The organism is Pseudomonas sp. MWU16-30322 (genome assembly GCF_020515535.1).
Taxonomy (GTDB): Bacteria; Pseudomonadota; Gammaproteobacteria; order Pseudomonadales; family Pseudomonadaceae; genus Aquipseudomonas; species Aquipseudomonas fluorescens_H.
Window position 1 is genome coordinate 280,103 of record NZ_JAIWYL010000001.1, and the last position, 23,117, is coordinate 303,219.

Here is a 23,117-nt window from a genome sequence, read left to right on the forward strand (position 1 = left end):
AGCTTGTATACCTATAAGCAATCGATACAAGGCCCTGTCAATTTCTTGCTAATGTTACAGTCGGGTCTGCCAAATGACTGTTTTTACAATAATTTCCTTAAATTTGGCGCCAAGGAACAGTCATGATCGAAGCGCCAGCGTTACGACGTTTATTGGTAGTCGACCCCTGTGACGACTGCCATCGCCTGTTACCCGGATTGCGCGCGGTGGGCTGGGATGTTGACAGTTGTACCCTGGAAAATGCCGCCGATCGGACATGTGATGTCGGGCTGCTGCGACTGCAACCTTTTCACCTTGAACGCCCCGAAGCGGTCAAGGAACTGATCAGTCGCAGTGGCACCGAGTGGATCGCGGTGTTGAATCAGGAAGTCCTGCGATTACAGAACGTCGGTGACTTCGTCTGCGAATGGTTTTTCGATTTTCATACCTTGCCGTTCGATGTCTCACGTGTACAGGTGACCCTGGGCCGCGCATTCGGCATGGCGCGTTTGCGCGGGCAAGGCACGATTCACGTCGACCAGCCTGAACACGAGTTGCTCGGCGACAGCAAGCCGATCCGTGAGCTGCGCAAGTTATTGAGCAAACTGGCGCCGACCGAATCCCCGGTATTGATCCGTGGCGAAAGCGGCACCGGTAAAGAACTGGTCGCTCGCACGCTGCACCGCCAGTCCCAACGCCACAGCAAGCCGTTTGTAGCGATCAATTGCGGGGCGATTCCCGAACATTTGATTCAGTCCGAACTGTTTGGCCACGAGAAAGGTGCCTTTACCGGTGCGCATCAGCGCAAGGTCGGGCGCATCGAGGCCGCCAATGGTGGCACGCTGTTTCTCGATGAAATCGGCGATCTGCCACTTGAATTGCAGGCTAACCTGTTGCGTTTTCTCCAGGAAAAACACATCGAGCGCGTCGGCGGCAGTCAGCCGATCCCGGTCGATGTTCGTGTGCTGGCGGCCACCCACGTTGACCTGGAAGCGGCCATCGAGAAAAAGCGTTTTCGCGAAGACCTCTATTACCGCCTCAATGTGCTGCAAGTGGTAACCGCGCCATTGCGCGAACGCCACGGTGATCTGTCGATGCTGGCCAACCATTTTTCCCACTTTTACAGCCACGAGACCGGGCGCCGTCCGCGCAGCTTCAGTGAGGATGCGTTGATCGCCATGGGCAAACACGATTGGCCAGGCAACGTGCGGGAACTGGCCAACCGCGTGCGACGTGGTCTGGTGCTGGCGGAAGGAAGGCAGATCGAAGCCCGGGATCTGGGATTACTCAGTCAGCACTCGATTTCGGCGCCGATGGGGACGCTGGAAGACTACAAGACTCGCGCCGAACGCCAGGCGCTGTGCGATGTGTTGAACCGGCACAGCGACAACCTCAGTGTGGCGGCGAAGGTGCTGGGCGTGTCGCGGCCGACGTTTTATCGCCTGCTGCATAAGCATCAGATTCGTTAGAGACCAAAGCTCAAAAGATCGCAGCCTGCGGCAGCTCCTACAGGGATTAACTCTGTAGAAGCTGGCGCAGGCTGCGATCTTTTGCTTTAGAAGTAGTACGGGAATTTCAGGCTGAAGGAAAAGTCGGGGGCATCCGGGGTCATGCCGATCGACAGGTTGGGCACGATAGTCAGGTTGTCCGTGGCGGCAATGGTCATGCCGACGTTGAAGTAACCCGCGTTGGCGTCACTGGACACCACCGATTGCCAATCTCCGCCATCGGGTTTGAGTTTGCTCCTGCGTTGCACAAGATCAGACATCGAAAACGACATACTCATCTTTTCGTTCAGTGCAAACGCAATACCGGCGCCGATCTGGAAGCTGTCGCCGATGCTGACCTTGCCCGGGGTTTTCTGGTTGACGGTCGAACTGATGTCGTCGAACGACTCTTCCAGGTTGTGGGTGTAGGACAAGCTGCCGAACAGCACTGCCGGGTCAAACGTCTTGACCAGCGAAACCCCGGGTGTGATCGACCAGACGCCGTTGCCGGTAGGCAGCGTATCAGGCACGAACAGGTTGGAGTTGGCATCGGTCTGGCGCAGTTTGATGCCGAACGGGTCCTTGCCGGTTGGCGCCTTGACCCGCAGGGTGACCACGGCGTCCGGCGTGTTGGCCGACTCGTCGAGGAACTTGTACGCGATGCCGAAGTTGACGTCGCCGATGGTCGGGTCGCGCGAAACATCCTGTTCCGTGGTGACGTTCGATGCACCACCATTACCCCCACCGGACTGGTAGGTCGATTCGCGGTAAACCACCGGCACGTTCACGTCGAACTGCCAACGGTTGTCGAAGTTGTAGCGCCCGGTCAGGTCCAGCGTCCAGGTGTCAGCCTTGATCCGGTCGAGGTTGATGTTGCCCAGAAAGATCGAATCCAGGGCGAGGAAGCCGTTGAGGATCAGCTGTCGGGTGTCGTAACGCGAGTAGGTCACACCGGTTTCAAAGCTGAATTTACCGCCGCCGAAGAAGCCGCTGGCCTCGTCGTAGAGGTTGGATACGCTCTGGGCCGGTTGCGAATCGTCGGCCAGCGACTGGCCGTAAGAAGCGCCACTGCCCCCGGCTGCGCCCCCCGACGCTGCCGCCGCGCCAACTCCGGGAGCCCCGGTGCTGGTCGCGACTTTTGGATTGCCCTTCATATCGGATGGCGACTTGGCCAGGCGTTTGGGTTGTGGGGCAGCCGGTTGGTCTTCAACCTGACGGACCCGTTGTTCGAGCACCGCCAGGGCCTTTTGTTGTACTTCGTATCGTTGCTTCAGCTCCAGAAGTTCCTGTTTCAGGGTCTCCACATCTGCGTCGGGTGCTGCTTGCAGCATCGCCGCGGGTAGAAGAGTACTCAGACATACAGCGGCACGCAGTGATACTGATCGATACATGAATAAGCCGTCCCTTTAAGCCCAATGATCGAGACTCAGCGTAGTTCAATATCCGATATTGCGTAGTGTCCTGAGTTGAGTCAGGTTGCAGTCCAGTGCGCCGGGGCTGATGCCGTTATTGTTAAGCACAACATTGAGTTGGGTCATGTTGTTGACCACGTTGGCGCTGCCGAGCAGGCGGGTGTTCTGCAGCAGGCCGCCTTGGGCGACTTGTTGCAGGGCGGTGCCTTGATTGCCCGAGGCCTGAATGGCCATTTGCACGCCACTGTTGCTGGCCGAAACGGCGACACTGCCGGCGGCGTTGCTGGCCCCGATGGTCTGCCCGGCCATCAGGGCCTGGCCTTGTGCGGGTGCCAGCGGCGGAGGGGTGTTGGCTTCTTTTACATTGATGGCCACATTGTTGCTGGCGGTGTTGCCGTCGCCGGCGGCGCGTACGCTTTGGGTCACGCCCTGGCTGCTGTTGAGTGCCGCGCCACCAATGACATTGCCAGTGCCCGGAGTCGGGGTGCTGCCGTTGCCCTGTTCCTTGATGGTCGAGACATAGAATTCCGGTTTGATCGTGGTGGCCTGGATTTGCATCGACGTCGCAGCGCCGATCAGATCACCGCTGGCGTTGCGCCAGGTACTGCTCATGACAATGCCGAAGCTGATGATCCGCCCCGGCATGACGTAACGACCACGAAGCTGGGACAGCTCCTGATCCTGAACTTCGATGGGTTTGAATCCTGCATTGGCATAGCCTGACGCGCTCGCTGCCAGGCAGGCGGCGGCCAGCCAGTATGAGGTTTTCATCTGCTGCTCCCGGGACATCCAGCCCCATTCTTTATAATCGGCGATTAAAAGAAGTCGCTCTGTATGAACCCGAAGTCCATCAATTCGGCATCTCTGACAGGGTTGAAGTTATCCAGCTTGTTCTTCGCGGTCAGCGGGGTCGGTGGCATGCGCAATGCATTGGTTTTGTCATAACCGGGGCCGACGATGGCGAAGACGATGCCGTTCCAACCTTTGACAAAGTCATCATGGGCGTAGCGTTTGTGGCCTAAGACGGGATCTCCGATATAAACCCAATCCTTGTCCGAACGCTGCAGCACCACGAAATGCTTGTAGCCGCGAATTTCCATCAGTACCACCACCGGGATTGTTACGTCGTCGAGTTTTTCCGGTGGAATCTTGTAGCCCCTGGCGCGCATGCCGATGCTTTCTATGTAGCGTTTCATGTCCAGCATGGAGAAACCTTGGGTACGAACAAGGTCCTGGTCAGCGTTGACCAGCATGCCTTTGATGATGTGCTCTTCATCGACGTCGAGCCAATAAGCCTGGCGCAGTACCGTGGCCAGTGCGGCGGCGCCGCAGCTGAAATCGGTTTTTTGTTCGACGATGTCGGCAAACTTGCGTTCACGAATGCTTTGCACGTTCTTGTAGATGAGTACGCCGCCGGGCAGGGCAGCGACGGGCATCTGGGCAGCCTGGGTCAGGCCGGACAGGCAAAGCAGGGCGATAAAGGCAGTCTTACGCATGATCGATACGCCTTTGCGGACTGAGGAAAAGCCCCGTTTCCGGGGCTTTCATTTCGATCGCGATTACATGCAGGCTTTGCAACCTGCAGCGATGGACAGCGAGTTGCTTTGTTGGTTGCCAACACCGGCAGCGTTGTTGAAGCCACCGTTACCCGACCAGTTGTTGCCTACGTTGGTCATGCTGGCGTTGTTGGTAACAGGGTTTTTCCAGCCGTCTGGGGTCAGCACTTGTTGAGTGGTTACACCAGCAAGACCGAAGGCACCCACAGCTTCGAAGGTGGCTTTCTGATCTTTGCTGCCACCATGGCCCTTGTCGCCATAACCGCCACCGCCGTGGCTGTCATCTTTGATGGTAGCTTCGCCCACGGCGCCGAATACGCCGACGGCGGCGACAGTGCCAGTGAGGGTGTCTTTTTTGTAGGTCTGAGTGCCGTTGTTGCCGACTTGCAGACCGGTAGTGCTTTGGTTGGCAGCAGCAGCGGCTTGCGCTACACGACCACCGGACACAGCGATTGCCAGGTTGTTTTTCTGTTGGTTGAAGTTGCCGGCAGCGTTGTTCACGCCAATGTTGCCCGAGCCACTGTTGCCGACGTTGTTCATGCCGGCGTTGTTGGTGGTGGAGTAGTTACCAACGGTGTTGTTGCTGTTGACTTGAGTGGCGCTGGAAGCGGACACCGCAGAGCCGAAGATGAAGCTTTCGTCGGCAGTTGCCAGAGCAGCGGCGTTGTCTTGCTGGTTGCCGTCACCGGCAACGTTGTTGGCGCCGATGTTGCCGTTGGCGCCGTTAAGCGAGCCACTGATGTTGGCGTTGTTCTGGGTGCCCTGGTTCAGGACGGTGTTACCGCCGTTGTTTTGCACGTCGAGTACTGCAGCACCGGCACCTGCGCCGATTTGCAGCAGTTCTTCCAGGGTAGGGCCTTTTGGTGGAGGAGGGTTGTGACCGTGACCACCATTGTTACCATGATCATTGCCGCCTGCTTGAGCCGCCATTGCCATTACTGCTGCAAGTGCGAAAACCAGTGGTTTGAGAGCCATTGTAGTTTTCATGGTATTTCTCCGTCGTGCTTATTAGTTGGTTAAGTGTTGGTACTTTCTAATTGCACTGCTTTTGTTGTTTGGGTCAGTCAGCGACCCGGATGCTCAGGGTGTTAGCCATACGGTTCCCCACCCCGGCACTCTGGTTCACCTGAATCACCCCTCGGCTGCCGGTGAAGGCCTGATCACTTGTCGTGACCTGGCGACTGCCGGGTGAGGTGCCAGTTGCTCCTGAGCTCGGTAAAAGCGCCACGTTCTGTTGCGACAGGGCGCTGTCGTCAACGCTCTGCGGTGCAGCACTGATGCTGACGCGCGTCACGTTGGCCATCTGGTTGTTGGCACCGGCGCCCTGGTTCACGCCCAGGATCCCGTTGCCATTACTGAAAGAGGTGCCGCCAATGGTGGCGCTGGCGTTCATCGACGGGTTGGCAGGGGTATCCAGCTTTTGCCTGACGATGGTTGTGGCACTGGCATTGGTGCCAATGGCGATCGCTTTGGTGTTGGTCTGTTGCATCTGGTCGCCGGCGGCCTGGTTGACGTTGAAGTTGCCGCGGTACTGCACACCGGTATCCTGGATGTCTGCGTTGTTCACGGAACTCGGATCGGCCATGACGCGGGCACAGCTGAAGAGGGCAAGCAGCAGAAGGGAACGATTCATCTCATTGACCTCCAGCCATGCGGGTCAGTGGTGCCAGACCGGTGCTCAGCGAGCGATTGATCGTGTTGGAGATCGTGCCGCCACCGCCGCCGCCATGACCGGCACTCATGCCAGGCAGACCGTTGGGGTTGGTCAGTACGTTCATGCCGGGCATGTCCGAGTTCGGCGTGATCATGTTGCTGCGGATCGAAGAGCCGCTGGCTACACTGGCAAAGTCACCATCGTTGAGTTCGGTGCTGGACATTGCCTGGTCGATGCGACCAGAAGGGTTGGCATTGACCGTGGTGGGATAGGGGTCTTTGCCACCGCTGCGCCCGATTGCAATGGGCTGGACGTCGCGGTTGAGAACGATCACGCCATTGCCTTCGGCCTGAACGTTGAAACTGATGAATGTGCTGGCTGCTGATCCAATCAGCAGAAGGCAGGTCAGGCCTTTATTGATATTCCCCACGGCGGCAATTCCTTCTTCAGTGGGCTGGCTCTTGTCAGCGTTGGGAAGGAGAGAGCGAAAGCTGTGCCGCTTTTGAGTTGTTGTTGATTTTCAACGGGTTGGCGCTGCGGTATGCAACGTTGATACATAACCTGTTTCAGCACTGAAACAGTCATGCCGACAGCTGCGGGGGCAGGGGCGGTGCATAGCTCTGGAACAAGGGTTTGCGCCGGGGTGTTTCACCGGCGTAACAGATACTCTGACAGAATGATGAAGGCCATTTAAACGGCTGCTTTGCGCGGGGGTGGGTGTTTCAGGAATGGACACTTGAGCCCCAAAAGGGGCGGTTAACGGATCAATCCACCATCAGGCGCGCCACTGCTTCGAAAGCCTGAGATCGCCGTTCATCCCAGTTGCCCTGAATGATCTGCAGCGGTTGCCCGTGCTGTTCCAGCCAGTCGCGGGTGGCCTGAAAGAACGCCATGCGTTCACTGAGCTGCGGCTGGCAGCGTTGGCCGTCATCCGTCCAGTCGATCTGTTCCGGCGACAACAGCAGGTGCAGGTCGTAATGCCGCGCCAGCAGCTCGGACTCGAGCCATTGCGGGCAGTCGCCGAACAGCGTCTGGCTCCAGAGGATGTTGCTCAGCAGGTGGGTGTCGAGAATCAGCAGTTCCGGTTGCTGCGCCCGTGCCTGATCCTCCCATTGCAACTGCCCTCGGGCGATGTCGGGGATGTCATTCAGGCAGGTGTCGCGCGGATTCTGCTCGATGAACCAGCGCACGTATTCATCCACCCGCAGGCCACCGAAGTGTTCCTGCAGGCCTGCCGCCAGCCAACTCTTGCCCGTGGATTCCGGGCCGGTCAGTACAACGACTTTCATCGCTGCAACGCCGGATCGGCGCGCCACTCACGCCAACCTTGCACGGCAATCAAGGTGAACAGGGCGTAGAGCGCCGCAGTGAGGTAAAGACCCTTGTAAAGAAACAGACCGACGAAAATCACGTCCAGCACGAACCACAGCGCCCAGCATTGCAAGCGTTTCTGCGCCATCCAGAGTTGTGCGACCAGGCTGAAGGCCGTCAGCGCGGCGTCGAGCCACGGCTGCGCCGCATCGGTCCAGTGTGCCATGGCTGCGCCGAGCAGCAGACTGCCGAGCGCTCCCACACTCAGGCCGAGCAGGATCGAGCGCCGGTCCAGACGGGTGACATCGCGTCCGTCATGCATCGTGCCGGCGCGGGTCCATTGCCACCAGCCGTAGACTTGCAGCGCGGCGTAGATCACTTGCAGCAACATGTCCGAGTACAGCTTCACGTCATAGAAGATCCAGCTGTACAGCAACACCATGACCAGGCCGATCGGCCAGCACCATGGATTCTGTTTGACCGTCAGCCAGACGGCGATCACACCGAGGGCGGCGGCAAACAGTTCAAGCCCGGACATGGGGGTTCCTTGGGGGAATTGAGGAGGGAGCGGATTGTACCCAAAAATCTGTAGGAGTGAGCCTGCTCGCGATGGCGGTGGGTCAGCCACTCTTGGTTGACTGATACGACGCTATCGCGAGCAGGCTCACTCCTACAGGGGAGCGCTGTTAGACGCGGAACTGCCGCAGAAGCTGGTTCAGCTGCTCGCTCAATTGCCCAAGCTTCACGCTCGCCGCGCTCGACTGCTCCGCCGCCAACGCGGTGCTGTGAGACAGGCCCGCTGCCTGCGTGACGTTCTGATTGATGTCTTCAACCACATGCGCCTGTTGCAGTGTGGCGCTGGCAATCGAGGCGTTCAGGCCATTGAGATTGCGCAGCGCCTGGCCGATGGCGTTGAGGCTGGCGCCGGCGAGGCCGGCCTGTTCGATGGTCAGTTGCGAGGCCTTGCTGCTGTCGCCAATGACCTTCACCGCCGCTTCGGAATGATTCTGCAGGCGTTCGATCATGGTCTGGATTTCCGCCGTCGATTTTTGCGTGCGCTGCGCCAACAACCGAACTTCATCGGCCACCACCGCGAAGCCACGGCCCTGTTCGCCGGCGCGGGCCGCTTCGATGGCGGCGTTGAGTGCCAGCAGGTTGGTCTGCTCGGCAATCGAACGGATCACCTCCAGCACACTACCAATCTGCGTGCTTTCCGCCGCCAGGGTGCGAATCACCTCGACCGCCTGATCAATGGTCCCCGACAGTTTATCGATCTGTTGCAGACTGCCGTCGATGTTGATCTGGCCCTGTTGTGCCTGGGCTTCGGCATCGCGCATTTCAGCGGCAGCATGTTCGGCATTCTTCGCTACGTCCTGCACGCCGTAGGTGACTTCGTTGATCGCGGTCGCCACCAGTTCCATCTGCTGCGATTGCTGCTGGCTGCGTTGCTGGGCCTGGGTGGCATCGTTGCCCAGTTCACTTGAGGACTGGCCCAGCGCACTGGCCGAGATCTGCAAATCGCCTATCACCCGGCGCAACTTGGCGGTAAAGGCGTTGAAGTGATGAGCCAGTTGCGTCACTTCGTCCTGGCCGTGGGTGTCGAGACTGCGAGTCAGGTCGCTTTCACCGCTGGCGATGTTGGCCATGGCGTTCACGGTTTCCTGCAGCGGACGCACGATGCTGCGGGCAATAAAAATCACCAGCAGGGCCATGATCACGGCGATCACCAGACCGATCACCGAAGCCTTGATCACCTGACCCTGGAACTCGCTCTGCACATCGTCGATGTAAACGCCGGAGCCGAGCACCCAGCCCCATGGCTCGAACAGTTTGACGTAAGAGGTTTTCGCCACCGGCTCGCTGGCGCCGGGCTTGGGCCAACGGTAATCGACCATGCCGGCGCCCTTGCTTTTGGCGATTGCGACCATTTCGTTGAACACCGCGAAACCGTCCGGGTCGCGGATCGCCGAGAGGTTCTGGCCTTCGAGCTTGGGGTTGGTCGGGTGCATGACCATCACAGGCGTGAGGTCGTTGATCCAAAAGTAGTCGCTCTGGTCGTAGCGCAGACCGCGAATGGCGGTCAGCGCCTGTTTCTGTGCGGCGTCGCGGGTGAGGGTACCGGCAGTTTCGAGGTCGTGGTAGTAGGTCAGCAGGCCGCTGGCGGTCTGCACCACATGCTGGGTTTTCTGCGCCTTGGCGTGATACAGGTCGTCGTGGATCTGCTTGAGCATCAACACGCCCAAGGTCAACAACATGACCACTGCCACAATCAAAATGAGCCACAAGCGTCGGCTGATCGACACACTGCGCAAGCTGTTCATAACGCTGTCACTCCGATTTCTTTTTCTTGTAATAAATCAACGCCAGCATCCAACCACGTTTGGGTGATCGGGCATACGCGACCCAAGTCGAATAACGCCGCAGCACTATTAAGGCTTGTCTGTTAGGATTTCGGCCCCGCGCGGGAAAACCTGAGTCCAGGTTGATATTTCACGGAATTTTGACTGTTCCGTGTGGATGCTGTGCGCGCGGAATCGATACAGCTACGCTGAGCGCAGTGAACGTAAAAATATTATTGGGGCATGCCACGTGCATCGCTCTTTGGGGGATTGATGGATCTTTGGACCGCCTTGCAGGCGCTGATTCTTGGAGTTGTAGAGGGGCTGACGGAGTTTTTGCCCATTTCCAGTACCGGACACCAGATCATTGTTGCCGACTTGCTCGACTTCGGCGGCGAACGGGCCATGGCGTTCAACATCATTATTCAGCTCGGCGCGATCCTCGCGGTGGTCTGGGAGTTTCGCCGCAAGATTCTCGACGTGGTGATCGGCTTGCCGACCCAGCCGAGTGCTCGGCGTTTCACCGCCAACCTGCTGATCGCGTTTCTGCCGGCGGTGGTGTTGGGGGTGATTTTTGCCGATTTGATTCACCAATACCTGTTCAACCCGATCACGGTTGCGACTGCGCTGGTGGTGGGTGGCGTGATCATGTTGTGGGCCGAACGCAGGCAGCATGAAGTGCACGCCGAAACCGTGGACGAGATCACCTGGAAGGACGCGCTGAAAGTCGGTTTCGCGCAATGTCTGGCGATGATTCCCGGCACTTCGCGTTCCGGCTCGACGATCATCGGTGGCCTGCTGTTTGGCCTGTCGCGCAAGACCGCGACCGAGTTCTCGTTCTTCCTGGCCATGCCGACCATGGTCGGTGCGGCGGTGTACTCCGGTTACAAGTATCGCCACCTGTTTGTGCCGGCGGATTTCCCGGTGTTTGCCATCGGCTTCATCACTGCGTTCATCTTCGCCATGATTGCCGTACGCGGTCTGCTCAAGTTCATCGCCAGCCACAGTTACGCAGCGTTTGCCTGGTACCGGATCGTTTTCGGTCTGGTGATTCTGGCGACCTGGCAGTTCGGCTGGGTCGACTGGTCGGCGGCCAAGGCATGAGTGATTCTCGCGCCCGTCGCCCGGAAGGACGTCCATCCGGTGGCGGGATTCAGAACCTCAAGTTGAAACTGATCGTTCTCCTGATCATTTGCGCACTGCCGCTGTTCGGTTCGGTGTCGATGTGGCTGCGCGGAATCTCGCTGGTGCCGCTGGCCGCCTATGGGATCGTCAGCGTGCTGGCGTTCTTTCTGTATTGGGCTGACAAGCGCAAGGCTCGTGCCGACGCCTGGCGAACGCCGGAGAACGTACTGCACGCGGTGGAGCTGGCGGGTGGCTGGCCGGGTGCGCTGATTGCTCAGCAGGTGTTTCGGCACAAGACGCGCAAGGTTTCGTATCAGATCCTGTTCTGGGTGATTGTGGTGTTGCATCAGGTGTTCTGGATCGACCAGTTGTTTCTGGGTTCGAACCTGCTTTCATTGTTCTGAAGCAACACAAGAAACCCTGTGGGAGCGGGCTTGCTCGCGAATGCGGTGTGTCAGACAACATATTCGTCCACTGGCACACCGCATTCGCGAGCAAGCCCGCTCCCACCAAAGTCAAAAGCTAAAGCAACAATCCGATTTGGGTTTTCTTCGGCAACTTGCTCACCACCAACTGATGCGAACGCTGCAGCAAGCCTTGCAGTTCCTCGGCACCCAGCGGGTAGGGCGGGTGCATGATGATCCACTGCGCCCGCGCCAGATAAGGCGCCGGATGAATGCCCGGGCGGTCGCAATGGCCGAGAAACAGATCCTTGTCGACCTTGAACGCCAATGAGTCCCCGCGCAGCCCTTGCAGGGCGAACATTTTGTTGCCGGCAATCGAAAACACCCGCACGCCGCCCCATTTGTAATCTTCCCGCGCGCCCGGCAAGGCCAGGCAGAAGACGGCGACGTCCGCTTCGTTCATCTTTCCCTGTTTCATAACAAACGCTCCCCGCACGCATTGAACGAATCGACCAAGTGATCGATCCACGCCCGCACCGCCGGCATCACGCCACGCCGATGCGGATACACCGCCTGCAACCAGCCGCCGGGCAACGACCACTCGGGCAACAGTTGCACCAGCGCGCCGCTCTCAAGGTCGGCTTCGCAATACATCATTGGCAGCAGGGTGAAGCCCTGGCCGGCGAGCACACAGGCCTTGCGCACGATGAAGTCATCAATGCCCAGTCGCGCTTCCATGTTCAGCTCGACGCTGTTGCCTTGCTGGTCGAGCAAGCGCACATGCACCATGCGATCGGCTTCCAGTGCGCCAAGCACCGGCAGATGCTTCAGATCCAGCGGGTGGGCGATGGTTTTGCCCTCGACGAATGCCGGGCTGGCCACCACGACCATCTGCGCCTGACGCAGACGCCGGGTCACCAGCAACGGATCTTCATCACCGAGTTCGCGCACACGCAACGCAACGTCGAAACCTTCGGCGACCAGATCCACACGGCGATTGAGCAGCACCACTTCCAGTTGCACTTGAGGGAATTTGCCGAGAAATTCGCTGATCACCCACGGCAACATTTCCCGCGCCAGACCGGTAGGGCAGGACACGCGCAAGCGGCCCCGTGGCTCGCTGGACATGCTGGCGACCGCTTCGTCGGCCATTTCCGCTTCCAGCAGCATTGCCTGACAGTGGCGCAAGTAGCGCTCCCCGACAGCGGTAAGGTTCAACTGGCGGGTGGTGCGTTGCAGCAGGCGGGCGCCAAGGCGCTCTTCGAGTTCGGCGATACGCCGCGACAACCGCGACTTGGGAATGCCCAGCAGACGCCCGGCCGCCGCGAAGCCGCCAGCCTCGACCACCTTGGCGAAATAGTAGAGATCGTTGAGATCCTGCATGAAAAGTCCACCGTTCTATCAGTGGGACGAACTATCGCATTGTCAGCGGCTAATCAGCTATTGGTTTCTTCCGTAGGATTGTCTCCATTCCGTCGCCGTCGGCGATTCTTTCCAGGAGATCCCACATGAAACTGCTGCACATCGATTCGAGCATTCTGGGCGACAACTCGGCTTCCCGTCAGTTGAGCAGCCAAGTCGTCAAAGCCTGGCAAGCCGCCGAGCCAACCGCCGTGGTGACCTACCGCGACCTGGCCGCAGACGCCATCAGTCACTTCTCGTCGACCACTTTGGTTGCCGCTGGCACTACCGCTGAATTGCGCAACGCCGCGCAACAGCACGAAGCCGAGCTGAGCGCTTCGACTCTGGCCGAATTCATCGCCGCCGACGCCATCGTCATCGCCGCGCCGATGTACAACTTCACCGTGCCGACCCAACTCAAGGCCTGGATCGACCGCGTTGCCGTTGCCGGCCAGACTTTCCGTTACACCGAAGCCGGCCCGGAAGGCCTGTGCGGTGGCAAGAAAGTAATCATCGTCTCCACCTCCGGCGGCATCCATGCCGGTCAGGCCAGCGGTATCGCTCACGAAGAGTATCTGAAACTGGTCCTGGGCTTCCTCGGCATCACCGACATCGAAATCGTCCGCGCCGAAGGCCTGGCTTACGGTGATGAAGTGCGCAACAACGCGATGAGCGCCGCTCAGGCGAAGATCAGCGAGCAACTGTTCGCCGCTGCGTAAGCATTACGTAAAGACCAGCTGCCGTTCAGGTAGCCCCTCAAAAAACTCTGTATTCTGGTTCTGCAAGGGCCAGATGCGGAGTTTTTTGTTTCTGACTGTTGCATAATCTGGCCCGGGTTATGCAGTCAAACGATCAACGTCTGAGTGCACCGCCGCGCCGGATTACCGAACCACAGGGTTGCGGGCGTGTCGGAACACAAAGGATCTTTCGATTGAGTAACACAGGGTGGGCCATCCCATGATGCGTCTTTGTGCAGCGTTACTGATTTGCCTGCTCGGCAGCCTCGGTTCAGTGCATGCCGCGCCCGGGCGACACCCTGTCTGGAGCGTCGGTTATCACGAGATGACGTTCCTCGATCCGCTGGATCTGCAACCGATGCGTGCCATCGCCTTCTATCCCTCCAGCGACCGCGAACACACCAGCCTGCTTGAGGGCTACACCGTCGAGGCCGGCGCCGACACCAAGGTTGCCATCGGCCGCTTTCCGATGCTGATGCTGTCCCACGGCAACACCGGCACGCCCATTGCGCTGCATGACCTCGCCACCTCGCTGGCGCGCAAGGGGTTTGTGGTGGTCGCGGTGATTCATCCCGGCGACAACTCCAAAGACCACAGCCGCCTCGGCACCCTGAGCAATTTGTACGGGCGGCCGATCCAGATTTCCGAAGCGATCACCGCGACGCTCGGCGACCCGATGCTCTCGCCGTTCGTCAACGCCGATCAGGTCGGGGTGATTGGCTACTCGGCCGGTGGCGAGACTGCGTTGATCCTTTCTGGTGCGCAGCCGGATCTGGACCGCTTGCGCCGTTACTGCCAGGAGCGCCCGGACGACCGCGATGCCTGCAACACTCAGGGCGAATTGATCGTCGACCGTGACGATTTGCAGCCTGTGGCCGACCCCCGGGTGCATGCCTTGCTCCTGATGGCGCCGCTGAGCCTGAAGTTCGGCCGTCACACCCTCGCGGATGTGCATGTGCCAGTGCTGCTTTATAGCGGTGATGGCGACAAATTGGTGGCCTTCGATAAAAACGCCGCTGCACTGGCGCGCAAACTGCCAACCGCACCGGACTTCAAATTACTGGCCGGGGCAGGGCACTTCGTGTTCATGGCGCCGTGCAATGAAGAGCAGATTCGTGCGATGCCGGCGCTGTGCACCGATGCTGACGGCGTGGATCGCGAAGACATCCACCGCAACCTGATCTCCGAAGCCGGGCAGTTCTTCTCGCGGACGCTGGGCAAGCCGAGCCGGGCGGGGATGCAGACCGCGGATCAATAAAAGACGCAATTCCCCTGTGGGAGCGGGCTTGCTCGCGAATGCGGTGGGCCAGTCAATCTAGATAGCGACTGATCCACCGCATTCGCGAGCAAGCCCGCTCCCACAGTGATTTGTACGAAGTTTCAGGACATCGCCCGGCGCTTGAGCAATACCGTCAATCCCAGCCCGGTCACCGACAACAGCGCTGCACTGAAGAATATCCACGCATAGCCCAGATTCAACGCCACAGCACCCATCAACGGCCCGGCAATCGCCAGCGCCAGATCAAAGAACACCGCATAGGCCCCCAACCCCGAGCCACGGCTGGAACTGGGCACCTGCTTGATCGCCTCGACCCCCAGTGCCGGATACACCAGCGATAAACCAAACCCGGCGAGTCCCGCGCCGATCAAGGCAAACGCGGTAGACGGCGCCAGCCACAGCAGCACCAGCCCAACGGTTTCGATGCTCATGCAGGCAATGGCCGAATTGAAGCCGCCAAAACGGCTGATCGCCGAAATAAACAGCAGCCGCGACACGATGAAGCACACGCCGAAGACCGTCAGGCAATACGCGGCGCCGCTCCAGCCACGGTTGAGGTAATAAAGAGTAATGAAGGTGGTCAGTGTGCCGTAACCGATGGACGCCAGGCTCAAGCTGGCCCCATACGGTGCAATCCGCCCGAAGACTGCCCAAAAAGGCAGCCGTTCGCCGCGCACCACCGGCACCGAAGGTTTATTGCGGATCAATACCAAAGCGCCCGCAGCCAATACCGAAAGGGCGATGCCCAGGCTGGCAAAGCCGTAGTCGGCGACCATGACCACGCCCAGTGGCGCGCCAATCGCAATCGCGCCGTAGGAGGCAATGCCGTTCCAGCCGATTGATCTTGCCGTGTGTTCGACCCCGACCTGGCCCATGCACCAACTGATGGTGCCGACCCCGATCAAGCCCTGTGCCACGCCGAGCAGCAGGCGCCCGACGATCAGAATCATCAGGCTCGGCAACGGAAAATCCTGCAACAGCGTCGAAATCAGCGTCAGTAGCCCGCTGAGGACAATCCCGCACAAGCCATAGACAATCGCCCGTTTGGTGCCCAGCGTATCCGACATGCGCCCGGCCATCGGCCGACTGAGCAGGGTGGCCAGATACTGCGAGCCGATCACCAGACCGGCAACGATCGCGCTGAACCCCAGTTGTTCATGCACATAACCGGGCAACACCGCGATTGGCAGGCCGATGCACAGGAAGGCGACAAAGGTGTAGAAAACGATGGAGGCGATCTGCAGGGTGATCGTCAGGGAGCTTTGCGGAGGCTGTTGCTGCGCAGACATGTGAACTCGTTCGCGGGCGGCGGTGGGAGAGTCGGCATCATGGCGTGGCGTTGAAATAAAAGGAAGCAGGCTAACTATTTTTCCTGGTCCGGGAGTGAGGCGTTGCTGACGGCCTCATCGCGAGCAGGCTCACTCCTACAGTTGAAATGCGTCCCTCCTGTAGGAGTGAGCCTGCTCGCGATGGTGTCGGTACCCGCATGAATACTGGCGCTGGAATGCAAAAAGCCCCGTCACATGGATAGGGCCTTAGCTTGAAGCTAGCAACTCAACACTCGAAGCTGCTCTTAGAACACCACACCCTGACTACGCAGGTAGTCATCGTAGGTGCCGCTGAAGTCGGTCACGCCATTCGGGCTCAACTCGATGATGCGCGTGGCCAGGGACGATACGAACTCACGGTCGTGGCTGACGAAAATCAGCGTGCCCGGGTAGTTTTCCAGCGCCAGGTTCAGCGCCTCGATCGATTCCATGTCCAGGTGGTTGGTTGGTTCGTCCATGATCAGCACGTTCGGCTTTTGCAGGATCAGCTTGCCGAACAGCATGCGACCTTGCTCACCACCGGAAATCACTTTGACCGACTTGAGGATCTCATCGTTGGAGAACAGCATGCGGCCCAAGGTACCGCGAATCATCTGCTCGCCCTGCGTCCACTGACCCATCCAGTCGAACAGCGTGACGTCGTCTTCAAAGTCGTGCGCGTGGTCCTGAGCGTAGTAGCCCAGTTCCGCGGCGTCGGTCCACTTGACGCTACCGGCATCCGGGGTCAGTTCGTTGACCAGGGTGCGCAGCAGGGTGGTCTTGCCGATGCCGTTCGGGCCGATGATCGCTACGCGCTCGCCCGCTTCAACCTGGAAGCTGAAGTCTTTGAACAGTGGCTTGCCGTCGAAACCTTTGGCCATCTTTTCGACCATGACGGCCTGACGGTGCAGCTTTTTGTTCTGCTCGAAGCGGATGAACGGGCTCACGCGACTGGAAGGCTTGACCTCGGCCAGCTGGATCTTGTCGATCGCCTTGGCGCGGGAAGTGGCCTGTTTGGCTTTCGAGGCGTTGGCCGAGAAGCGGCTGACGAACGATTGCAGCTCGGAAATCTGCGCTTTCTTCTTGGCGTTGTCCGACAGCAGTTGCTCGCGGGACTGGGTCGCCACGGTCATGTACTCGTCGTAGTTGCCCGGGAACAGGCGCAATTCGCCGTAATCCAGGTCAGCCATGTGGGTGCACACGCTGTTCAGGAAGTGACGGTCGTGAGAGATGATGATCATCAGGCTGTTACGCTGAGTCAGAACGTTTTCCAGCCAGCGAATGGTGTTGATGTCCAGGTGGTTGGTCGGTTCGTCGAGCAACAGCACTTCCGGATCGGAGAACAGCGCCTGAGCCAGCAATACGCGCAGTTTCCAGCCTGGCGAGACTTCGCTCATCGGGCCGAAATGCTGTTCCAGCGGAATACCCAGGCCCAGCAACAGTTCACCCGCGCGGGATTCGGCGGTGTAGCCATCCATCTCGGCGAACTCGGTTTCCAGCTCGGCCACGGCCATGCCGTCTTCTTCCGACATTTCTGCCAGCGAGTAGATGCGGTCGCGCTCGGCCTTGACCTTCCACAGCTCTTCGTGACCCATGATCACGGTGTCGATCACGGTGAATTCTTCGTAGGCGAACTGGTCCTGGCGCAATTTACCCAGGCGCACGTTCGGCTCGAGCATGACCTGACCGCCGGACGGGTCGAGGTCGCCACCGAGGATTTTCATGAAGGTCGACTTGCCGCAACCGTTGGCGCCGATCAGACCGTAGCGGTTACCCGCGCCGAATTTGACCGAAACGTTTTCGAAGAGCGGCTTGGCGCCGAACTGCATCGTGATGTTAGCTGTAGAAATCAAAGGTTTTTCCTGCGAAGCATTCTGAGTAGCGAGGGTGCGGCTGGAGCGCTTGGCCCGAGTCAAAGTGCGCTGAGGCGGGACATTCCCGTCATCAACCAAGGGGGCGCGTAAAGTTTGGCGGCGATTGTACTGGTCTGGCTCTTTAAACGATAGGGCGATGACGCCGCGTCTGCCGTTTGGCAGATTCAGCGGACAGTTTTTCACAGATCAGGTTCACCATTGGTTACAAAGTATGGCTAAAATGCCAGCCAGTTACCCAATAGCCGCTAACGGCAAGGGCTCAAGGAAGTGCCACCGGGATAGTATTTGTATTCATGCCACTGCATCAGACCCTGGGCCACCGGCCGGCAGGCGCGCAGTTTGTTCACTTTTGACGTGTGACGATTTCCGTGAAACTCATCATTGCTGCTATTTATGTCATTTCGATTGCATACGTTCACCTTCGTGGGCGCGTGCGTCACAAACTGGGCCGTCAGTTGAGCGATCACTCGACGTTCCTGGCGCCGATCAACTGCTTCCTGTACCTGTTTTCGAAGAAGCCGAACAAGCCGTATCTCGATCCTTCCGAATTTCCTGATCTGAGCCCTTTGCAGGCGCACTGGGAAGAAATTCGCCAGGAAGGGCAGAATCTGCTGCGCGCCGGTGAGATCAAACGCTCGAATCAGTACGATGACGTCGGTTTCAACTCGTTCTTCAAAAGTGGCTGGAAGCGTTTCTACCTCAAGTGGTATGGCGAGAGCCATCCGTCGGCCATGAAGTTGTGCCCGCGCACCACCGAGCTGGTGCAGAGCATCGGTTCGATCAAGGCAGCGATGTTCGCCGAGCTGCCGCCGGGTTCGAAACTGGTCCGTCACCGTGATCCTTATGCCGGTTCGTATCGCTACCACCTGGGTCTCGACACGCCGAACGACGCGGGTTGCTACATCAATGTCGACGGTGAGAGCTATCACTGGCGCGACGGTGAGGCGGTGATGTTCGATGAAACCTACATTCACTACGCCGAAAACACCACCGACAAAAACCGCATCATTCTGTTCTGCGACATCGAGCGGCCGATGAAGTATCGCTGGGCAGCGGCGTTCAATGCCTGGTTCAGCCGCACCGTGATGTCGGCGGCAGGTGCGCCAAACGATGCGGGCGATCGTGTCGGTGGGATCAACCGACTGTTTACCAAAATCTACAAAGTCCGACTGCGTGGCAAAGAGCTGAAAAAGCGCAATCGCACGCGTTATTACATGGAAAAGTGGGCGATCTTCGGCGGTTTGCTGGCGGTGTTCATTCTGATCTGACAGCATTGCCAGCCTGCTGGCGATGAGTCTCTCAAAACCAACCTGTCAGCTTCCTGACAGGAGCCGGATCTGATTACGCCCCCGAGGCCTTTTTGGTCTTTCTCGCGGGGGCTGCCTTGCTGGCAGGCTTCGCTTTTGCCTTCGGTTTGGTCGTGGCCTTGCCGCCCAGACTGCGTTTAAGCAGCTCGGTCAGGTCGATCACATCCGCGGACTTGCGCTCTTCCTCGCCACCCACCGTCTCGACATCCTCGATCTTGCCTTCATGAGCCTTTTTCTCGACCAGCGCCATGATCTTGTCTTCAAACTCGTCCTTGTAATCCTCCGGACTCCAGTCGCCGCTCATGTCCTGCACCAGACGTTTGGCCATGTCCAGCTCACCCTTGGCCAACTGTGGCTTGGTCACTTCGCTGCCCAGCTCCAATTCGTCGAGGCCGCGCACTTCCTGCGGCCAGCGCAGCTTGACCAGCACCAGCGCCGATTCCAGCGGCATCAGTGCCGCCAGATATTGCCGAGTGTGCAGGACGACGCGGGCGAGGGCGACCTTGTTGGTTTTGCTCAATGTTTCACGCAGCAGCGCATAGACCTTGCCGCCGCGCTTGTCCGGCGCGAGGTAATATGGCGTGTCGATGTTTTGTAGCGGAATCTGCTCGGCATCGACGAATGAAAAGATGTCGATGGTCTGGGTCGACACGGGGTGCGCCGAACGAATTTCTTCCTCGCTGAGCACCACGTAGCGGCCCTTTTCATAAGCCACACCTTTAACGATGTTCTCTTTGGTGACTTCCTTGCCCGTGACTTTGTTAACCCGTTTATAACCGACCGGGTCCATGCTGCGGCTATCGAGCCAGTCGAAGTCGACGCCTTGCGAGGACGTTGCCGACACCAGCGCGACGGGGATGTGTACCAGTCCGAAGCTGATCGCGCCTTTCCAGATTGCCCGAGCCATGGTGAGTTCTCCGAGTGATGATCAGGTGACCCGCGTCCCGGCTCGAAAGTTTCCAGCGTTTGCATGGGCTCGCAGCAATGCCGGTCAAGTCGTGTTACATCTTGTTTAAGGCCCATGGGTTAACAAATCCGAACCCAGGGCGTAGCGTGGACTCGAAGGCTCTATCCCCTGCGCATCGAGAGGCCGCGCCATGAACCGAATTCCGTTAGGCATCATCGTTCTGTTCCTTGGGGCGGGGTTGGCGCATGCCGAAGTCGGGCCGCCGTCCGCGCCGCTGCTGCTGGCACAGAGTCCCACCGGTACCGACAACAACCCTTACAACAGCCCGATCCGCCGCGCCAATCCCAACAGCATGCAGGGCACACAGCCCAGTGCGCCGATTATTCGCGGGCCGAACACGGTGCCGGTACCCAGTTCGCCAACCGTCGGTAATGGCGGCATCGGCAATGGTCAGCAACAACGTTCGGTGCCGAGTACACCACCAAAATTCATTCCCAACCCACCTTCACGCGATGGAGACAGCAACCGTTGAACGGCAGGACTGAGCGCCTGTCAGCCTTTCAAACGAACAAAAGGAATCGTGCATGTTGCGTAAAACCTTTCTAGCCACGCTGTGTGCCGGCGCGTTGATCAGCGCTCCCGCTTTCGCCGCTGCCCCCAAAGAGCTCAAAAGCGAGCAGGGCACCCTTGAAGTCACCACGATTACCCAAGGACTCGAGCACCCTTGGGCGCTGGCGTTTCTGCCGGATCGGCAGGGCATGCTGGTGACCGAGCGTCCAGGCAACCTGCGGGTGATCAGTGCCGAAGGCAAGCGCTCTGAACCGATCAGCGGCGTACCGAAAGTCTGGGCCAAGGGCCAGGGTGGATTGCTCGATGTGGTGCTGTCGCCGGACTTCAAACAGGATCGGCTGGTCTACCTGTCCTATGCCGAGGGCGGTGGTGCCGGGGACAAGGCCGGGACGGCGGTGGGGCGCGGTCGTCTGTCGGACGACTTGCGCAGTCTGAGTGATTTCAAAGTGATCTTCCGTCAGGAACCGAAGCTTTCGACCGGTAACCACTTCGGTTCACGGCTGGTGTTCGACCGCGACGGCTACCTGTTTGTCACGCTTGGCGAAAACAACGAGCGGCCCACCGCGCAGGATCTCGACAAGCTGCAAGGCAAGGTCGTGCGGATCTTCCCTGATGGCAAGGTGCCGGATGACAACCCTTTCGTGGGCCAGTCCGGCGTGCGGCCGGAAATCTGGTCTTATGGCCATCGTAATCCGCAGGGCGCTGCGCTCAATCCGTGGAACGGCACAATCTGGGAGAACGAACACGGTCCCCGGGGTGGCGATGAGGTGAACATCATCGAACGCGGGAAAAACTACGGCTGGCCGTTGGCGACCCACGGCATCAATTATTCGCTGCAACCGATCCCGGAAGCCAAGGGCAAAAGTGTCGAAGGCGCCGTGGATCCGCATCATGTGTGGGAGAAGTCTCCCGGCGTCACCGGGATGGCGTTCTATGACGCTGATCGTTTCAAACCGTGGCAGCAGAACCTGTTCATCGGCGCGCTGGTCAGTCAGGAGCTGATCCGGCTGCAGTTCGATGGCGACAAGGTCGTGCATGAGGAGCGTTTGCTGGGCGATTTGAAACAGAGAATTCGTGATGTGCGGCAGGGGCCGGATGGGTATTTGTATGTGCTGACGGATGAGCAGGACGGTTCGCTCTACAAGATCGGCCTGAAGTAACCTCACTTCAAGTTTTCACAGATCTCCTGTGGCGAGGGAGCTTGCTCCCGCTGGGTTGCGCAGCAGCCCCAAAATTTTGTGAGCGCTACGCATTCATGCGGGAGCAAGCTCCCTCGCCACCAAAAAGCCTCTAGAGCCTAACGATAGTTGGCGTAGGGCGGTCATACAAAACCACCGCCGCCCGCAATTTCCCCCGCCCAAACCGGCTCATCTTCTCAAACTCCCCATGGCTGACCGGCACATGTTGGCAGTCCATCGGCTGGCGATGCTGGCTGTGATCGACGTCGGGATCGTGCAGGTACACAAAGTCTTCATCGCAATCGGTGACCACCACCCAGTGCGGTGATTTGGAGCGGGTCAGGCGATAGCTGCTGATCAGCACCAGAGGCTGACCGCCAGCCTCCAGCAGGCGCGGTAAATCCAGATGGATGCCAATCTTCCGCTCGATGTCGGTCTCTTGCATTTGAGCGGTGAACTCCTCATGCACCAGGCGCATGACATCTTTTTTATGCTCATCGCGCACACCGTCGAGAAACAATGGCCCGGCCATACTCAGCTGCAAACGCACCCGAAAACCCCGCCGCCAGGCCGCCAGTGCCAAACCCTGGGGGCTGCAGCCACCATGGCCGGAGGTCATGAACACCGTGGTCGCTTCACGCCAGATCTGCAATTCCTCACGCCGTTCCAGCAGGCGCGCAGGATGCAGCGCGCCCATGGCCATCAGCAGACAGGCCGGGCCACAGGTGAATTCGGTGGTTTGCGGGTAGTAGGGCACCTTGATACTGCGCGAGTCACGGTGCTGAACAATGCGCTTTTCCAGACGCAGTGCATCGGCATGGTCCTCGTAGTAATCGTGAATCAGCGCAAAACGCCGATAGCCGTTGCGCTCGTAAAGCCCGATGGCGGTGGGGTTATCGATACGTACTTCAAGGCGCAGGTATGCGCAGTCATGCTCAACGGCACAAGCCTCGATACGTTGCAGCAATTGTTTGCTCAGACCGGTGCCACGGGCTTCGCCGGCAATGGCGATGGAATACAGGCGCGCCAGTGATGTGCCGCGATGAAACAGCACCAGTGCATAGCCGAGCAATCGCCCGTCAAGCTCGGCGACCAGCAGTTGCGCATGGGCGCGGGTGATCATCCATTGAAAGCTGCGGCTGGTGAGCCGGTCGGTGGTGAAACATTGCATTTCCAGGGCCAGCAACGCTGGCAGATCTTCAACTACCGCCAAACGAAAAACAGCACTCATATGACCACCGTAAAAGTTGCGTAACGAAACGGGACTTTCGAAAAACTTCGTGCTTAATA

General features: G+C 59.0%; 23 protein-coding genes. 8 read left to right on the forward strand and 15 right to left on the reverse strand.

Features of this window, described 5'->3' with window-relative positions; genetic code table 11:
* Positions 1-122 precede the first annotated feature (122 nt).
* Entirely contained in the window at positions 123-1,448 is a 1,326-nt protein-coding gene (locus LCH64_RS01220; protein WP_003225372.1) for a sigma-54 dependent transcriptional regulator, read from the forward strand.
* Positions 1,449-1,534: 86 nt separating this feature from the next.
* Here LCH64_RS01220 and LCH64_RS01225 read toward each other — a convergent pair whose 3' ends face one another.
* From LCH64_RS01225 to LCH64_RS01265, 9 genes are all read right to left on the reverse strand, one after another.
* A complete protein-coding gene (locus tag LCH64_RS01225) occupies positions 1,535-2,857 on the reverse strand; it encodes a hypothetical protein (protein WP_226499235.1) in 1,323 nt (440 codons plus the stop codon).
* 45 nt (positions 2,858-2,902) lie between these two features.
* Positions 2,903-3,649: a hypothetical protein gene (locus LCH64_RS01230; RefSeq protein ID WP_226499236.1), complete on the reverse strand. Its 747-nt coding sequence runs from the start codon at positions 3,647-3,649 to the stop codon at positions 2,903-2,905.
* 44 nt (positions 3,650-3,693) lie between these two features.
* The gene (locus tag LCH64_RS01235; RefSeq protein WP_134786490.1) at positions 3,694-4,374 is read right to left on the reverse strand and encodes a C39 family peptidase; all 681 of its coding nucleotides are present in this window, start codon (positions 4,372-4,374) and stop codon (positions 3,694-3,696) included.
* A 63-nt stretch (positions 4,375-4,437) separates the two neighbouring features.
* Positions 4,438-5,421, reverse strand: coding sequence for a heme utilization protein (locus LCH64_RS01240; RefSeq protein WP_226499237.1), 984 nt, complete (start codon positions 5,419-5,421; stop codon positions 4,438-4,440).
* A gap of 73 nt (positions 5,422-5,494) precedes the next feature.
* Positions 5,495-6,067, reverse strand: a complete 573-nt coding sequence (locus LCH64_RS01245) for an adhesin (protein ID WP_226499238.1) — start codon at positions 6,065-6,067, stop codon at positions 5,495-5,497.
* Between the two features lies 1 nt (position 6,068).
* Positions 6,069-6,518: a hypothetical protein gene (locus LCH64_RS01250; protein ID WP_226499239.1), complete on the reverse strand. Its 450-nt coding sequence runs from the start codon at positions 6,516-6,518 to the stop codon at positions 6,069-6,071.
* 334 nt (positions 6,519-6,852) lie between these two features.
* On the reverse strand, positions 6,853-7,377 hold the full coding sequence (locus LCH64_RS01255) for an AAA family ATPase (protein ID WP_226499240.1): 525 nt from the start codon (positions 7,375-7,377) through the stop codon (positions 6,853-6,855).
* Positions 7,374-7,937 (reverse strand): nicotinamide riboside transporter PnuC, encoded by a 564-nt coding sequence (gene pnuC, locus LCH64_RS01260; RefSeq protein WP_041064427.1) that lies wholly within the window; start codon positions 7,935-7,937, stop codon positions 7,374-7,376. The genes LCH64_RS01255 and pnuC overlap by 4 nt, the downstream gene beginning before the upstream one ends.
* A 148-nt stretch (positions 7,938-8,085) precedes the next feature.
* Positions 8,086-9,720 (reverse strand): methyl-accepting chemotaxis protein, encoded by a 1,635-nt coding sequence (locus LCH64_RS01265; protein WP_226499241.1) that lies wholly within the window; start codon positions 9,718-9,720, stop codon positions 8,086-8,088.
* Between the two features lie 291 nt (positions 9,721-10,011).
* Between LCH64_RS01265 and LCH64_RS01270 the strand changes: the two genes are divergently transcribed.
* Together LCH64_RS01270 and LCH64_RS01275 are read left to right on the forward strand one after the other, a co-directional pair.
* Positions 10,012-10,842: an undecaprenyl-diphosphate phosphatase gene (locus LCH64_RS01270; RefSeq protein ID WP_103485119.1), complete on the forward strand. Its 831-nt coding sequence runs from the start codon at positions 10,012-10,014 to the stop codon at positions 10,840-10,842.
* Entirely contained in the window at positions 10,839-11,267 is a 429-nt protein-coding gene (locus LCH64_RS01275) for a DUF1294 domain-containing protein (RefSeq protein WP_226499242.1), read from the forward strand. Before LCH64_RS01270 ends, LCH64_RS01275 begins: the two co-directional genes overlap by 4 nt.
* A 118-nt stretch (positions 11,268-11,385) precedes the next feature.
* Here LCH64_RS01275 and LCH64_RS01280 read toward each other — a convergent pair whose 3' ends face one another.
* Both LCH64_RS01280 and LCH64_RS01285 read right to left on the reverse strand, forming a co-directional pair.
* A complete protein-coding gene (locus tag LCH64_RS01280) occupies positions 11,386-11,745 on the reverse strand; it encodes an MmcQ/YjbR family DNA-binding protein (RefSeq protein ID WP_226499243.1) in 360 nt (119 codons plus the stop codon).
* The gene (locus tag LCH64_RS01285) at positions 11,742-12,650 is read right to left on the reverse strand and encodes a LysR substrate-binding domain-containing protein (protein WP_103485116.1); all 909 of its coding nucleotides are present in this window, start codon (positions 12,648-12,650) and stop codon (positions 11,742-11,744) included. Before LCH64_RS01285 ends, LCH64_RS01280 begins: the two co-directional genes overlap by 4 nt.
* Positions 12,651-12,775: 125 nt before the next feature.
* Between LCH64_RS01285 and LCH64_RS01290 the strand changes: the two genes are divergently transcribed.
* Complete coding sequence (locus tag LCH64_RS01290) at positions 12,776-13,387, forward strand: FMN-dependent NADH-azoreductase (protein WP_103521117.1); 612 nt, start codon at positions 12,776-12,778, stop codon at positions 13,385-13,387.
* 238 nt (positions 13,388-13,625) lie between these two features.
* The gene (locus tag LCH64_RS01295; protein ID WP_003225347.1) at positions 13,626-14,663 is read left to right on the forward strand and encodes a dienelactone hydrolase; all 1,038 of its coding nucleotides are present in this window, start codon (positions 13,626-13,628) and stop codon (positions 14,661-14,663) included.
* A gap of 122 nt (positions 14,664-14,785) precedes the next feature.
* Here LCH64_RS01295 and LCH64_RS01300 read toward each other — a convergent pair whose 3' ends face one another.
* Both LCH64_RS01300 and LCH64_RS01305 read right to left on the reverse strand, forming a co-directional pair.
* Entirely contained in the window at positions 14,786-15,973 is a 1,188-nt protein-coding gene (locus LCH64_RS01300) for an MFS transporter (protein ID WP_226499244.1), read from the reverse strand.
* A gap of 284 nt (positions 15,974-16,257) precedes the next feature.
* Positions 16,258-17,844, reverse strand: coding sequence for an ABC-F family ATPase (locus tag LCH64_RS01305; RefSeq protein WP_080593251.1), 1,587 nt, complete (start codon positions 17,842-17,844; stop codon positions 16,258-16,260).
* A gap of 389 nt (positions 17,845-18,233) precedes the next feature.
* On the opposite strand from LCH64_RS01305, the gene lpxO reads away from it, so the two are divergent.
* Positions 18,234-19,133 (forward strand): lipid A hydroxylase LpxO, encoded by a 900-nt coding sequence (gene lpxO, locus LCH64_RS01310; protein ID WP_045122779.1) that lies wholly within the window; start codon positions 18,234-18,236, stop codon positions 19,131-19,133.
* A gap of 73 nt (positions 19,134-19,206) precedes the next feature.
* On the opposite strand, the gene LCH64_RS01315 is transcribed toward lpxO, so the two are convergent.
* Positions 19,207-20,079: a Ku protein gene (locus LCH64_RS01315; RefSeq protein ID WP_226499245.1), complete on the reverse strand. Its 873-nt coding sequence runs from the start codon at positions 20,077-20,079 to the stop codon at positions 19,207-19,209.
* Between the two features lie 190 nt (positions 20,080-20,269).
* Between LCH64_RS01315 and LCH64_RS01320 the strand changes: the two genes are divergently transcribed.
* Complete coding sequence (locus LCH64_RS01320; RefSeq protein ID WP_201137576.1) at positions 20,270-20,611, forward strand: hypothetical protein; 342 nt, start codon at positions 20,270-20,272, stop codon at positions 20,609-20,611.
* Between the two features lie 52 nt (positions 20,612-20,663).
* A complete protein-coding gene (locus LCH64_RS01325) occupies positions 20,664-21,809 on the forward strand; it encodes a PQQ-dependent sugar dehydrogenase (protein WP_226499246.1) in 1,146 nt (381 codons plus the stop codon).
* 130 nt (positions 21,810-21,939) lie between these two features.
* Here LCH64_RS01325 and LCH64_RS01330 read toward each other — a convergent pair whose 3' ends face one another.
* Complete coding sequence (locus LCH64_RS01330; protein ID WP_226499247.1) at positions 21,940-23,058, reverse strand: peptidase C39 family protein; 1,119 nt, start codon at positions 23,056-23,058, stop codon at positions 21,940-21,942.
* Positions 23,059-23,117 lie beyond the last annotated feature (59 nt).